We start from the raw sequence: 14,735 nt of genomic DNA, 5'->3' as shown, positions 1-14,735 counted from the left end.
AAATGGGAGTGGAACAAATGGAGAAACAAGCCAAAATGAAAGCGATCAGTACTATGCTCATTTTTGGATCGATCGGTTTGTTTGTCCGTTACATTCCGTTGTCTTCTTTAGACATTGCTTTTTACCGTGCCTTTATAGGCGCACTTTTTATTGGGATCTATTCACTCGTAAGAAAACAAAGTTTTTCCTTTCAACAGATAAAGGCTAATAGAATGCCTTTGCTCGTTTCTGGGACAGCTTTAGGATTGAATTGGGTATTCCTCTTCAAGGCGTTTCAAACCACGACCATTGCTGCCGCTACACTTAGTTACTATACAGCACCAATTTGGGTAGCGCTTTTGGCCCCAGTGTTTTTAAAAGAATCCGTATCAAAGTACAATAGAATAGCTACCGCACTCGCATTATTCGGCGTATTCCTGTTATCCAATGGGAACATTCAGTGGGGTGGTTTTTCAGAAGACACACTGGGAATTGGTTATGGCTTGTTGGCGGCTTTATTTTATACAATGGTGATGTTGGCAAATAAATTTTTGAAAGATATTGACAATACTAGCCGAACAGTTAGTCAATTAGGATTATCAGCCATCGTGTTACTTCCTTTCGTATTGGGTAGTGGGAACGAATGGTTCGTAAATCTAAGTGGACTAACCATGGTGGAAGTCCTTCTGCTAGTAAGTGTAGGAGTCATTCATACAGGAGTAGCCTATGCTTTATATTTCTCGGCTTTGAAAGAATTAAAAGCACAAACAGTGGCTGTGTTAAGCTATATCGACCCATTGGCTGCGGTAGGCTTAGCGTTTCTCGTTTTGGGTGAGCACTTATCCCTTCTTCAAATGTTTGGAGGAGCTTGTATTTTAGCAAGTACGATGATAAGTGAGAACATATTCATTCAGAAAAAAATTTTGCATAATCAAAAAAAGAATGAAGTATAGATATATTAAAAATAAGCGGTAAGAGGGATGGCACTCTTTTGCTGTTTTTTTTATGGAAATTGGGGGAAGAACAGTTTGTCGAAGAGTAGGAGATTAGAGTCAAAAGCTTATCAGTTTATTCGTGAAAAGATCGAAGGGCAGCGTTGGGCCCAAGATACCCACTTACGAGAGGAAGAAATTGCCTCTTATTTGAATATGAGCCGTACACCTGTGCGAAAAGCCTTGCATAAATTAGCTGCAGAAAATATGGTGGAAATGATTCCTTATAAAGGAGCAGTCGTATTAGAAAAAAGTTTGAGCGTGCATGAATTTCAAGAGCGACTCGGTTTTCTTGAATTAATGTTGACCCATTACTTGCATAAATTACAAGTCAATGAATCAACGATGGAATGGTCAATTTTGAAAAAACAAGTGCAGGATTTGGAAGCTTTAGAAAAAGGAGAGAATGCCTTCTTTGAGGAAGAAGAGTTTCACTTTTGGTATACGTTTCTTTCGTTAGCAGATAATGAATACAATAAACTACTCATACTCAAAACGCTTCGGGAAATCACATCAGAAAAGAGTGGCGTTTTTGAAGATATGCAACAGAGTCGCTCTCAAAAAACCAAACACCTAAAACAGTTAGTCTTGTATATACAAGAACAAAACTATCCTTACGCACGGAGAGAAATCCGAATCCTTCTCAATCAATTAAATTTGAATGTGATTCAAGGTTAAGACAAAGAGAAATGTGGAAAGCCGCGCTTCTTTTCGGTATAATTAAAAGATGTGAGAAATCGAGAAAGGATGAAAGAAGTGGGACAACAGAACACGATCGTCAAGGGAATGAATCCAAAACAAAAAGAGGCGGTCTTGCATACAGAAGGACCGCTCTTAATAATGGCTGGTGCAGGAAGTGGGAAAACCCGTGTGTTGACTCATCGGATTGCTTATTTAATAAAAGAAAAAGCAGTAAATCCGTGGAATATCTTGGCCATCACATTTACAAATAAAGCTGCAAATGAAATGAAAGAACGCGTCGCTCAGCTAGTAGAAAATGGGGGTCGAGATGTTTGGGTATCTACTTTTCACTCTATGTGTGTTCGCATTTTACGAAGAGATGCAGATCAAATAGGGTATAATCGTGCATTTACTATTAGTGACCCTGGTGAACAACGGACGTTAATGAAAAGAATTCTAAAAAAACTAAATATCGATCCAAAAAAATACAATCCGAAAGCAATTTTGGGAGAAATCAGTCAGGCAAAAAATGAGTTGAAGACGGAAGAAGATTATCGTAAAGAAGCGAGCTCGTTTTTTCAACGAATTGTTGCGGATTGTTACGACGAGTACCAAAAGGAGTTGCGGAGAAGTGAGGCCGTTGATTTCGACGATTTGATCATGCTAACAGTACGGTTATTCAAAGAGAGTCCAGAAACCTTACAGTACTATCAGCATAAATTTCAATATATTCATGTGGATGAATACCAAGATACAAATCACGCCCAATATCAGCTAGTTCAATATTTAGCTGCGCGGTTTAAAAATCTGTGTGTCGTTGGTGACGCAGATCAAAGTATTTATGGTTGGCGCGGAGCCGATATGGAAAATATCTTGAATTTTGAGAAAGATTATGCAGAAGCGAAAGTCGTTTTCTTAGAACAAAATTATCGTTCAACTCAAAAAATACTAAGTGCTGCCAATGATGTGATCCAACGAAATACCAATCGGAAAAAGAAAGCCTTATGGACTGAGAATACAGAAGGCGAAAAAATCACTTATTATCGTGCACAATCTGAGAATGATGAAAGTCGGTTTGTGGTCTCGAAAATTAAGGAAGAGATGGGAAACGATCCTTCCTTAAGCTTCAATGATTTTGCTGTATTATATCGCACAAATGCACAATCACGAATTGTTGAAGAAACGTTTGTCAAATCCTCGATCCCTTACCGTATGATAGGGGGGCATAAATTCTACGACCGGAAAGAAATAAAAGACATATTAGCTTATTTATCGCTGATTGTTAACCCTGCTGACAATTTAAGCTTCAATCGTGTTGTAAATGTTCCAAAAAGAGGGATCGGTCCAGGAACGTTGATTAAATTAACAGATTCAGCTGAACTCATGGGCGGTTCTCTATATGAAGCAGCCATTAATGTGGCTGTCACACCTATTGGAGGAAAAGCAGCCCGCTCTTTAGAAAGTTTTGCATTTATGCTGAGAGATTTTCGTGAGATGACGGAATATCTATCTGTGACAGAATTGACAGAAGAAGTGCTTAAGCGTTCAGGATATATAGATGCTTTGAAAGCGGAAAAAACACTAGAAGCAGATTCGAGATTGGAAAATATTGAAGAACTCTTAACAGTAACGAAACAGTTCGACGATGAGAGAGAACAGAGTGAAGAAGAAAACACACTGATCAATTTCTTAACCGATTTAGCATTATTATCTGATATTGGTACTGTTGAAGAAGAGAAAAGTGAAGTAACCATGATGACGTTGCATGCTGCAAAAGGATTAGAATTCCCAATAGTATTTTTAGTGGGAATGGAAGAGGGGATCTTTCCTCTTTCCCGCGCAGCAATGGATGAAAATGAACTTGAGGAAGAAAGACGGCTTGCATATGTAGGAATTACACGAGCTGAAAGGAAATTATATTTGACAAATGCATTTTCTAGAGTATTATATGGAAAAATGCAAGCCAATCGTCCTTCTCGCTTTGTTGAAGAAATCAAAGGAGAAAATATTGAGATGGACAAAGGGCAACCGGTCGGGACTTTAGATCGGGGAATGCCGTTTTCCAAAAACAACAAGTATGCAGCTGATCGTGCTGTTAGCACAACCTATACACCGACGGGAGCCATTGGAGCTGAAAAAGTTGGATGGAACGTCGGAGATAAAGCAATTCATAAAAAATGGGGAAAAGGGACCGTCGTAAAAGTGACAGGCGATAAAGAAGACTTACAAGTAGATGTAGCCTTCCCAGATATCGGTATCAAGAGGTTGCTAGCCGCCTTTGCACCCATTGAAAAAGAAGCGAAGTAAAGGAGTAAAGTTATGGCCGAATCAATTAGTTTTGAAGAAGCAAAACAACGGGTAGAAGAATTAACTGATCAGTTGAATGAATACAGTTATCAGTATTATGTGCTAGATAACCCGACAATTTCAGACTCGGAATACGATACTCTATACCAAGAATTAGTTGGATTAGAAGAAACCTACCCGAGATTAGTGCAATCTGATTCTCCTACTCAACGGGTAGGAGGGCCGGCATTAGCTGGTTTTGAGAAAGTGACTCATGATCAACAGATGTTGAGTTTAGATAACGCCTTTAGTTTGGATGAGTTAAAAGCATTTGATGAGCGAATCAAGCGACTGACGAATCATTCTTTTCATTATATATGTGAATTGAAAATTGATGGATTAGCTATATCTTTACGTTATGAAAACGGGAAATATATTCAAGCAGCTACTCGAGGGGACGGTACAACTGGTGAAAATGTGACTCCAAATGTGCGTGCGATCAAAGCTGTGCCTCTTAAGCTTCAAGAACCAGTAAACTTGGAAGCTCGAGGAGAAATATATATGCCTAAAGCATCATTCAAGAAACTAAATGAAGAACGAGATGAAAGTGGGGAGGCAGTCTTTGCCAATCCACGAAATGCTGCTGCTGGAACACTTAGGAACCTGGATCCTAAGATAACAGCTCAAAGAAATTTAAATATTTTTCTGTATTCATTACCTGTAATCGAAGGAGAAACCATTGATGCACAGAGCGAGGCGTTGAATCGAATGGAACAGTTAGGATTGAAAACTAATCCTGAGAAGAAAATATTCCAATCGATTGAAGAAGTCTGGGATTTTATTAAAGAGATTCAAGAAAAAAGAAATGATTTAGCCTATGAAATCGACGGAGTTGTCATAAAAGTAGACGAGCTATCCGTACAAGATGAAATAGGTTACACAGTAAAAGCGCCTAGATGGGCAATTGCATATAAATTCCCCGCAGAAGAGGCAAAAACGACCATACGTGGGATTGAATGGTCTGTAGGGCGAACGGGGACTGTCACACCGACAGCGGTCATGGACCCCGTTCATTTAGCAGGAACGACGGTACAGCGTGCTAGCTTACACAATGTAGATTTGATTAAAGAAAAAGATATCCGCTTAAACGATAAAGTCTTTATTCATAAAGCTGGAGATATCATACCAGAAGTTATTCGAGTAGATTTTTCAGAAAGACCAGCTGAAAGTAGCCCGTATCCTATTCCTACACATTGTCCGGCGTGCAATAGTGAACTTGTCCATTTAGAAGACGAAGTAGCGTTGAGATGTATGAATCCAAAATGTCCGGCTCAAGCAGCTGAAAAATTAGTTCATTTTGTTTCGCGAAATGCAATGAACATTGATGGGTTTGGAGAGAAATTAGCTCTTCAAGTATATGAAAAAGAATTAGTACAAGATGTCGCAGATATATACGGCTTGACGAAAGAACAATTAATGCAATTAGATAAAATAGCAGAAAAATCAGCTGCTAAATTGGTAGAAGCAGTGGAAGATAGCAAGAAGCAATCATTAGAGCGACTGTTATTTGGTTTAGGAATTCGACATGTTGGTTCAAAAGCTGCTCGTATACTTGCAGAACGATTTGAAACTATGGAAAATCTACAAACGGCATCCAAAGAAGAACTCATTGCAATTGAAGGACTAGGAGATACGATTGCTGAAAGCATCCTTGCCTTTTTTGAATTAGAAGAGGCTCAACAATTGATACGTAAACTGCAAGCATACAATTTGAATATGGCATACACAGGACCCAAGTTTTCAGAAGAAAAAGCTGAAGATACATTTTTTAATGGAAAAACAATTGTATTAACAGGAAAACTGGAACACTTCAGCCGACCGGAATTAAAAGAAAGACTGATTTTACTTGGAGCAAAAGTAACTGGCAGTGTATCAACAAAAACAGATATACTCATCGCAGGAGAAGATGCGGGAAGCAAAATGAAAAAAGCACAAGAATTGGCTATTCATATTATGAATGAGGAAGAATTACTGGATGAATTAGACAGAAAGGGTTAGTCTACGTGAAAATAATCAAACAAGTTTTGTTGCTTGGAGGAATGGCACTTTTAGTAGCGGGATGTAGTCCAGAAGTTGTGGAGGACGATCAAACTGCAGATGGGTCCCAATCTCCAACAGAAGAAGGAACAGTTAGTCAGCAAACCGAAGCCATTCAAACGCAATTAAGGAATGATTACTATAGACCTCTGCTAACAGATGGGACTTATCAACCCAGCCAGTCAAGAGGCATTACACAAAATCTTCATTCTACTGTTAATTTAAAGTATTTTGAATCAGGATTATTTGATTTAGCCCGGGAAGAATTTGATACAGAAACTCATTACTTCCAAGAAGGGCAATATATTGATTCTAATGTTGTCACAGCTTGGTTGAGTAGAGAAAATCCTGAGTTAGAAGAAGGAGAAATTCAGGGACTAAATCCAATTGCGGATGAAAGTGAAAAACCAGATGAGCGAAATCCAATTTATTTGCAAAGTATTTTGGAACACAATTTTTACCAGCAAACTACAGAAGGGTATCAATTGAGCGGGATGACTATTGGATTAGCACTCAATAGTGTGGATTACTATCGGACGGAAATTGGAGGACCTGTTCTTGAAACGAAAATAGACAGAGAGACACTTATCTCCCAAGGACAAGCAATGGGTAATGAAATTGTCAGGCAGCTTCGAGAAATGGACGGGCTTTCAACAATTCCCATTGTCATCGGGTTTTATGAACAATCGACCAGAGATGATATTGCAGGTGGAGTCTACTTCCAGCAAGGAATGAGTCAAAACGGCGAAAAAACTATTTCGAATTGGAAGAATTTAAATCACGATCGTAAGGTATTTCCATTAGAAGGTTCAGAAAGCAATGAAGGGAATAGTTTTGCTAATTTCAAATCAGAAGTCGAAACATTTTTCCCGAATCTTAGTGGGGTAACCGGCATAGCTTCTTATACTGATGATGTGATGATGCATTTGAAAATAGGAATCACTACTCAATTTTATAGTCAAGGTGAAATGATTGCGTTCACCCAATTTGTCAATGAAATGGCAGACACGTATTTACCACCTAATATTCCAATTGAAATAACCATCGATTCAATGTTAGGTACCGAAGCTGTTTTGTACCGTGAAGCAGGAGGAAATTCATTTGAAGGTCACATTTTATATTAAGTAATCGAATTGGAGAGAAGGGGTAAACTATGAATATTGATGAACAATCGATCAAACATGTAGCGAAATTAGCGAAATTGAGTTTTAAAGAAAATGAAGTCCGCCAGTTTACGGAAAAAATGGGTAGCATCATTGAAATGGTAGAAGAATTAAATGAATTGGATACGACGGATGTACCGGGTACGTATCATGGGATCACCATTGACAGTGTGATGAGAGATGATGTAGCTCAACAAGGAACAGACAGAGAATTGTTATTTAAAAATGTTAAAACTGCCAAAGATGGAATGATCGAAGTTCCAGAAATGTTAGATAATGGAGGGGAGGGTGCCTGATGAACCTATTTGATTATACTTTAGAAGAATTGCATCGAATGTTAGTGAATAAGGAAATCACAGCTGAAACATTAATGGAAAAAACATTTTTACGTATTGAAGAAACAGAAGAACAAATCGGTGCGTTTTTGACGTTAACTAAAGACAAAGCTTTAGAAAAAGCTAGAGCCATAGATAAACAAGGCATCGATCCAACAAATGTCTTGTCAGGAATCCCCATTGGTATCAAAGACAACATCATTACTGAAGGAGTCCGAACCACTGCAGCAAGCAAAATGCTTGAAGACTTTATTCCTGTGTATAATGCTACAGTTATGGAAAAGGTTGAAGCAGCTGGAATGATTCCCGTTGGTAAAATGAACATGGATGAATTTGCTATGGGCGGAAGTACAGAAAACTCGGCCTTCCAAATCACACGGAATCCGTGGAATTTAAATAAAGTCCCAGGCGGTTCTTCTGGCGGATCTGCTGCAACTGTTGCTGCAGGTCAGGTTCCTGTTTCTTTAGGTTCCGATACTGGTGGTTCCATTCGAGAACCAGCTGCATTTACCGGTTTAGTAGGAATGAAACCGACATATGGTCGGGTATCACGTTATGGTCTGATTGCTTTCGGATCAAGCTTTGATCAAATTGGACCCTTTACAAAAACGGTAAAAGATAATGCATTAGTATTGAATGCAATCAGTGGACAAGATAAAAAAGATTCTACAAGTTATGCAGAAGAGAATGTTGACTTCACTGAGATGCTCGAAAAAGGTGTCAAAGGTATGCGCATTGGGGTACCAAAGGAATATATGGTAGAAGAAGGGACCGAAGAGGGTGTTCTAAAAGCTGTGAAAGAGGCGATCGACACTTTCAAAAAAATGGGAGCGATCGTTGAAGAAGTCAGCTTACCTCATTCAAAATATGGTATTCCAGCTTATTACATTATCGCTTCTTCAGAAGCTTCAAGTAACCTACAACGATTTGATGGTGTACGTTATGGTTTTCGAACTGAGAACGCACGCACACTTGAAGAGTTGTACGTAAATACCCGCTCGGAAGGTTTCGGTATGGAGGTAAAGCGGAGAATCATGCTCGGTACATTTTCCTTAAGTGCTGGCTTTTATGATGCACACTTTAAAAAGGCTGCACAAGCCCGCACATTGATCCGTAGAGATTTTGATAAAGTGTTCCAAGAGTACGATTTGATTTTAGGCCCTACAACGACGACTACTGCGTTTGACATTGGAGGCAAAATCGAGGATCCGCTCGCAATGTACTTATCTGATATTTTAACTGTGCCAGTGAATTTAGCAGGGGTACCGTCCATCTCAATACCATGTGGATTTTCAAATGAGTTGCCAGTCGGGATGCAATTAATCGGGAAACATTTTGATGAAAAAACGATTTATCAAGCTGCTTATGCCTTTGAGCAAGCAACTGATTTCCATAAGAAACAACCAACTTTTGAAGGAGGAGTAAAATAATGAATTTTGAGACAGTTATCGGCTTAGAAGTTCACGTAGAATTAAAAACCGAATCAAAAATGTTTTCTCCTTCTCCAGCACATTTTGGGGCTGAACCGAACACAAATACTAATGTGATCGACTGGGGATATCCAGGAGTTCTACCTGTTGTAAATAAACGTGCAATTGAATTCGGAATGGGAGCGGCATTAGCCCTGAACTGCGAAATCACGCAAGAGACAAAATTTGATCGCAAAAATTACTTTTATCCAGATAATCCAAAAGCATATCAAATTTCTCAATTTGATCGTCCGTTGGGTACGAGTGGATTTATTGAAATAGAAGTAGAGGGACAATTAAAAAATATACGTGTAGAGCGTGTCCATTTGGAAGAAGATGCAGGAAAAAACATGCATGGTGAAACGGGATTTTCTTATGTAGACCTAAATAGGCAAGGGACTCCTTTGATCGAGATCGTTTCCGAAGCGGATATGCGTTCTCCAGAAGAAGCTTATGCCTATTTAGAAACAGTAAAACAAATCATTCAATATACTGGTGTGTCTGATGTGAAAATGGAAGAAGGATCGATGCGTTGCGATGCAAATATTTCCATTCGTCCGATAGGTCAAGAAGAATTTGGAACAAAAACAGAGTTGAAGAATCTGAATTCCTTTAACAATGTCCGTAAAGGGATTGCATATGAAATGCAAAGACAAGAAAAAATTCTGTTAGCTGGTGGAGAAATCCAACAAGAAACAAGACGTTATGATGATACTACAGGTCAGACTGTCTTGATGCGTGTTAAAGAAGGATCGAGCGACTATCGTTATTTCCCTGAACCAGATATTCCACCACTGAGTATCTCTGATGAGTGGGTGGAAAAAGTTCGTACTTCCATCCCGGAAATGCCTAAAGAAAGACAGATTCGGTATAGTCAAGAATTTGGTATTCCAGTGTACGATGCTGAAGTATTGACAGCTACGAAAGAATTTTCAGATTTCTTTGAAGAAACAGTTGAAAAAGGGGCAGATCCTAAACAAGCTTCAAACTGGTTAATGGGAGAAGTATCTGGATATTTGAATAGTGAACATGTGGAATTACATGATACGAATTTAACACCGACAAATTTAGCAGATATGATTCTGTTAATAGAAGATGGAACGATCAGTTCTAAAATAGCAAAAAAAGTATTCAGAGAATTAATTATCAATGGTGGAAATGCTAAAGAATTGATTCATGAAAAAGGTTGGGTCCAATTAAGTGATCCCGCAAAATTGTTGCCTATTATTTCAACGATATTAGATAACAATCCGCAGTCGATTGAAGATTTTAAAAATGGACGTGATCGTGCGATCGGCTTCTTAGTTGGCCAAGTAATGAAACAAACCCATGGTCAAGCAAACCCAGGGGTAGTCAATAAGTTATTGAATCAGGAATTAATCAAACGGTAAAGAACGAAAAGAGGACAAAACATGACTAAACGAGCTCGTGTAATTTATAATCCAGTATCAGGTAGAGAGTTGATCAAAAAAGCTTTGCCAGATATTCTCCGTGTATATGAGAAAGCCGGGTATGAAACAAGTGCATTTTGTACTGAACCGGAACCTTTTTCAGCAAAAAAAGAAGCCAGACGTGCCGCCTTAGCTGGATTTGATTTAGTAGTGGCTGCTGGGGGAGATGGAACCATCAATGAAGTAGTAGATGGAATATCTGAATTAGAAAGAAGACCCAAAATGGCTATTATCCCCGCGGGGACTACAAATGATTATGCGCGGGCTCTTCATATTCCTCGCCATGATTTTGTAAAAGCTGCTGAAGTGATTTATAAAGATCAAACGGTGAAAATGGACATTGGGAAAGTCAAAACAAAACAGCAAGAAAGACATATGGTCAATATCGGAGCGGCTGGTTATTTAACGGAGGTAACGTATGAAGTGCCGGCCAATATGAAAGCCATTTTTGGAAATTTAGCTTACTTTGTAAAAGGTGCTGAAATGCTCCCGCGTATCCGCCCAGTCTATTTAAATTTAGAATATGAAGGTGGAGTCTACCAGGGGAAAGCTTCGATGTTTTTTGCGGCTTTGACGAATTCAGTGGGAGGATTTGAAGAAATTGCTCCCGACAAAGTCTTCGGTGATGGAAAATTCACACTGATTATTGTAAAAACCAGTAATCTATTAGAAATATTACGCTTAGTCACCCACTTAATGAATGGGGGCAAACATGTCAATAGTTCTAAAATTCTGTATGTCAAAACGGATTATATCCGAGCAACTACTTTAGGTCCTAATCGTTTGATGATCAATGTTGACGGTGAATATGGAGGCGATGCGCCAGTTGAATTTATAGCCTTGCGTCAGCATGTCGAGATGGTAGCCGACACAGACAGCATGGAGATCGATATCGACCCAAGGGACTTGGATGCTGAGCTAAAAGAAGAAGCTTTCATCGAGCAGTTAAAACAATTAGAAGAGTCCGAACCAATGTCGCCTGATGATGTGGAGATAGATTCTACTTTAAACGAATAAAGATCACTTTCCCCTATTAATTTTTTGGAATAGTTGCCGATAAGAATAACGTGAGCTACATCTTATCGGTATTCCAAAAAAGAATAGGGGTTTATTATGCATAATCAAGATGTTGAACAAATGAAACGAGTGGATCGGTTTAATTTATCTTTAGCTTTTGGTATTTTGGTTATTCTTTTTGCACAATCGGCAATTAATTATTCTCTTGGTTACGCTCTTTTTATCGGTGGGACAAGTCTAGCCTTTATACTTGTGGCGGTAGTATTGTATTTCCTACCGTTTCCTCGATCAGTAAAAAGTTATTATATTGGATCAGTTGCTACCTTTATTGGATTAGTTGTATCCCATTCAATGAATGGAGAGCCACGATTATTTCTCGTTCATTTTATTTCTTTATTGATGACCGGGCTCTATTTCAATAAGAACTTACTCAAATGGTATCTATTGTCGACAAACAGTCTGTTTGCTCTCCTATTTATTTTCTCGCCTACTAGTCTTTTGGAGTCAGGTTCAGCACAAGAATACATTTCATATTTATTTTTGTTTAACATTAGTGCTTTTGTCCTTTATTTTATTACAAAATGGGGGAACGAATATATCGACAAAGCTATTGAGAAAGAAAACCAAGCGAATGAGACTACGGCCCAGTTAGAACATGTATTCAATCTTATACAAAAAAACACAAAAGATTTAAATTTTTCGATTACGGATACAGCTGGTCATCTAAAAAACACCAAGGAAATCAGCCAGCAAATGACTACGGCGGTTTCAGAAATTTCTTCAGGGATCAATGAGGAAGCAATCAGTATCCAAGACATTCATATACTCATTAAGGATGCCGGAGAAATTGCAGAAAATTCTCAGGAAAATTCTCAAAATATGGGTAAGGAAACAGAGTTGACGCATCAGGAAGTACAGAAAAATTTGGTGAAATTTAAAGAATTGAGTCAAAAGATGAATGAAGTACAACAATCGATGCAGCTCACGAAGAGAACTGTTGAAAGTTTAGATAGCAGTATGGAAAATGTAAATCAATTACTTTCGACTATCACCAGCATCTCAGATCAAACCAATTTATTGGCATTAAATGCGGCAATTGAGGCAGCGCGTGCTGGCGATGCCGGAAGAGGATTCGCTGTTGTTGCTGAAGAAGTCAGGAAATTAGCCGAAATGAGTAAAGAAAATGTTTCTTCAGCGCATACGATAGTGGAAGAGATAGGTAAACAATCGCAAGTAGCTATTGAAAAAGTTACAAAGGGATACGATTCGGTCTCGGAGAGTATGCAGCTTATGAGCAATGTAGACGACAGTCTAGAAGGGACATCCCATTCGTTTTCGACTGTAGCTAAATTGATCTATACTCAAGAGGAAAACAGCAAACAATTAGCAGGAAAGTTTGAAACCATCGAATATCAAACTGAAAATATCGCAAATATTTCTGAAGAGCATGCAGCTTCCATTGAGGAGATTCAAGCAACGATGGATGAGCAAAATGACAACATCATTCAGGTGGATGAATTAATGGAAAAAATACGCATAAGTAGTCAAAAATTGGAGAATAGTCTTCCTTCCAATGGATAAGATAATACACTGCATCGCAGAGAAAGAAATCCAATCACCTCTTTTTTGAAGGTTGGATTTCTTTTTCTTTGTGAATACTGTATGATAGAGGTAACCATAAATTAGGTTAAAGAGAGGAAATTGATTAATGAATAACACGATTTTACCAGTAGAAAAAAATGAGGACTATAAAGGTAACGTTATAGACTTGACCCATGAAGGATTAGGCGTTGTAAAAATAGATAACTATCCTATTTTTATTCAAGGAGCCTTACCAGAAGAAGTAGTCACTTTTAAAGTTGTAAAAGTAGGCAAATCATTTGCTTTTGGGAAACTGATCACGACGCATAAAAAAAGTCCACATAGAGTTGAATCAGCAGATCCGATTTATTTTCAAACTGGAACAATGCCGCTGCAACATCTGGAATATTCAGAACAATTAAAGTTCAAACAAAAACAAGTTCAAAACATCTTAGAAAAAACAGCTGAATTACCTGGAGAACTTGTTGAAGAAACCCTCGGAATGAAAAATCCACTAGGTTATCGGAATAAAGCACAAGTCCCTGTACGTAAGATGAAAGATAAACTAGAAACAGGATTTTATCGCAGAAATAGTCACGAACTCATTCCAATGGAAGATTTTAAAATCCAGGATCCGAAAATTGATGAAGCAATCATCATCATCCGAGATATTTTAAGACAACATGGCGTAAAACCATATGATGAAAAACGAAATATCGGTAATATTAAAAACATCATGGTCAGACGAGGATACCATACTGGAGAAATGATGATCGTCTTGGTAACACGGACAGCCAAATTATTCCCACTAAGTAAAATACTTCCTGCTATTCTAGAAGCACTTCCTGAAGTCGTCAGTATTATTCAAAATGTGAATCCAAAACGGACAAACAAAATTCTGGGTGAACAAGCAATCATTCTCCATGGAGAAGATTCTTATACTGACCATTTAATGGGATTCAAGTTTAAGATATCGCATCGTTCATTTTATCAAGTTAACCCGGCTCAAGCAGAAGTCTTGTACCAAAAAGTATTAGACTATGCAGGATTGACTGGTGGAGAAACAGTTATTGATGCTTATTGTGGTATTGGTACAATTTCCCTATCATTAGCTAAAAAAGCAAAGCATGTTTATGGAATTGAAATTGTTGCAGAAGCTATAGAAGATGCTAAAAAGAATGCAGAATTAAATGAAGTAGAAAATGTAACCTATCAAAAGGGTTCCGCAGAAGAAGTGATGCTCGAGTGGAGTAAAGAAGGAAAATCAGCAGATTTAGTCGTTGTCGATCCTCCGCGTAAAGGGTTGGATCCACAGTTCATTGAATCTACATTGGCTTTGAAACCTGAAAAATTCATTTATGTAAGTTGTAACCCAGCTACATTAGCACGCGACTTGAAATATTTAGTCGAAGGCGGCTATACAGTTGAAAAAGTACAACCAGTAGATATGTTCCCACAAACAACACACGTTGAGACGGTAGTATTGATGTCAAGGGTAGAGAAGTAAGAGTGTAGAAATGTGAGTAAATAAGCACTTTCCGTGATTTGAGATCTGGCTTTATACCAGAAGGATAATCACGGTTTTTTGTTTTGTGGGAACTTATCCAAGATAGGCATGTTAGATAATTAAGAAGATGATATGGATATTGACGTGGTGAGTTGATACGATTGCTGGCAAAAACGT

The 14,735-nt window shown here is 38.3% G+C and carries 11 protein-coding genes; all 11 read left to right on the top strand.

Features of this window, described 5'->3' with window-relative positions:
• Positions 1-17 precede the first annotated feature (17 nt).
• Positions 18-932: a DMT family transporter gene (locus tag H626_RS0102545; RefSeq protein ID WP_027107939.1), complete on the top strand. Its 915-nt coding sequence runs from the start codon at positions 18-20 to the stop codon at positions 930-932.
• Between the two features lie 75 nt (positions 933-1,007).
• Complete coding sequence (locus H626_RS0102540; protein WP_027107938.1) at positions 1,008-1,649, top strand: GntR family transcriptional regulator; 642 nt, start codon at positions 1,008-1,010, stop codon at positions 1,647-1,649.
• 69 nt (positions 1,650-1,718) lie between these two features.
• Positions 1,719-3,959, top strand: a complete 2,241-nt coding sequence (pcrA, locus tag H626_RS0102535; RefSeq protein ID WP_027107937.1) for a DNA helicase PcrA — start codon at positions 1,719-1,721, stop codon at positions 3,957-3,959.
• 12 nt (positions 3,960-3,971) lie between these two features.
• Positions 3,972-5,996 carry an NAD-dependent DNA ligase LigA gene (gene ligA / locus H626_RS0102530; RefSeq protein ID WP_027107936.1) on the top strand — a complete coding sequence of 675 codons (2,025 nt, stop codon included), beginning with the start codon at positions 3,972-3,974 and terminating at the stop codon, positions 5,994-5,996.
• Positions 5,997-6,001: 5 nt separating this feature from the next.
• Positions 6,002-7,159, top strand: coding sequence for a CamS family sex pheromone protein (locus H626_RS0102525; protein WP_051237716.1), 1,158 nt, complete (start codon positions 6,002-6,004; stop codon positions 7,157-7,159).
• Positions 7,160-7,188: 29 nt separating this feature from the next.
• Positions 7,189-7,494, top strand: a complete 306-nt coding sequence (gene gatC / locus H626_RS0102520) for an Asp-tRNA(Asn)/Glu-tRNA(Gln) amidotransferase subunit GatC (RefSeq protein ID WP_027107934.1) — start codon at positions 7,189-7,191, stop codon at positions 7,492-7,494.
• Positions 7,491-8,963 carry an Asp-tRNA(Asn)/Glu-tRNA(Gln) amidotransferase subunit GatA gene (gatA, locus tag H626_RS0102515; protein ID WP_156883207.1) on the top strand — a complete coding sequence of 491 codons (1,473 nt, stop codon included), beginning with the start codon at positions 7,491-7,493 and terminating at the stop codon, positions 8,961-8,963. Before gatC ends, gatA begins: the two co-directional genes overlap by 4 nt.
• A complete protein-coding gene (gene gatB / locus H626_RS0102510; RefSeq protein WP_027107932.1) occupies positions 8,963-10,393 on the top strand; it encodes an Asp-tRNA(Asn)/Glu-tRNA(Gln) amidotransferase subunit GatB in 1,431 nt (476 codons plus the stop codon). Before gatA ends, gatB begins: the two co-directional genes overlap by 1 nt.
• A 21-nt stretch (positions 10,394-10,414) precedes the next feature.
• Positions 10,415-11,470: a diacylglycerol kinase gene (locus H626_RS0102505; RefSeq protein WP_027107931.1), complete on the top strand. Its 1,056-nt coding sequence runs from the start codon at positions 10,415-10,417 to the stop codon at positions 11,468-11,470.
• Positions 11,471-11,566: 96 nt separating this feature from the next.
• Positions 11,567-13,051 (top strand): methyl-accepting chemotaxis protein, encoded by a 1,485-nt coding sequence (locus tag H626_RS0102500; protein ID WP_027107930.1) that lies wholly within the window; start codon positions 11,567-11,569, stop codon positions 13,049-13,051.
• A gap of 127 nt (positions 13,052-13,178) precedes the next feature.
• Positions 13,179-14,558, top strand: a complete 1,380-nt coding sequence (gene rlmD / locus H626_RS0102495; RefSeq protein ID WP_027107929.1) for a 23S rRNA (uracil(1939)-C(5))-methyltransferase RlmD — start codon at positions 13,179-13,181, stop codon at positions 14,556-14,558.
• The last annotated feature ends 177 nt before the right edge of the window (positions 14,559-14,735 follow it).

It is taken from the genome of Lacticigenium naphthae DSM 19658 (assembly GCF_000425865.1).
Classification (GTDB): domain Bacteria; phylum Bacillota; class Bacilli; order Lactobacillales; family Carnobacteriaceae_A; genus Lacticigenium; species Lacticigenium naphthae.
Note: the sequence above shows the minus strand (reverse complement) of the source record. Positions and strands in the feature narration are given on the sequence as shown.

Bases quoted from the DNA above. Each gene is read 5' to 3' on its own strand.
- H626_RS0102545 (WP_027107939.1), top strand. From the start codon at position 18: ATGGAGAAACAAGCCAAAATGAAAGCGATCAGTACTATGCTCATTTTT.
- pcrA (WP_027107937.1), top strand. From the start codon at position 1,719: ATGAAAGAAGTGGGACAACAGAACACGATCGTCAAGGGAATGAATCCA.
- ligA (WP_027107936.1), top strand. From the start codon at position 3,972: ATGGCCGAATCAATTAGTTTTGAAGAAGCAAAACAACGGGTAGAAGAA.
- gatC (WP_027107934.1), top strand. From the start codon at position 7,189: ATGAATATTGATGAACAATCGATCAAACATGTAGCGAAATTAGCGAAA.
- gatB (WP_027107932.1), top strand. From the start codon at position 8,963: ATGAATTTTGAGACAGTTATCGGCTTAGAAGTTCACGTAGAATTAAAA.
- H626_RS0102505 (WP_027107931.1), top strand. From the start codon at position 10,415: ATGACTAAACGAGCTCGTGTAATTTATAATCCAGTATCAGGTAGAGAG.
- H626_RS0102500 (WP_027107930.1), top strand. From the start codon at position 11,567: ATGCATAATCAAGATGTTGAACAAATGAAACGAGTGGATCGGTTTAAT.
- rlmD (WP_027107929.1), top strand. From the start codon at position 13,179: ATGAATAACACGATTTTACCAGTAGAAAAAAATGAGGACTATAAAGGT.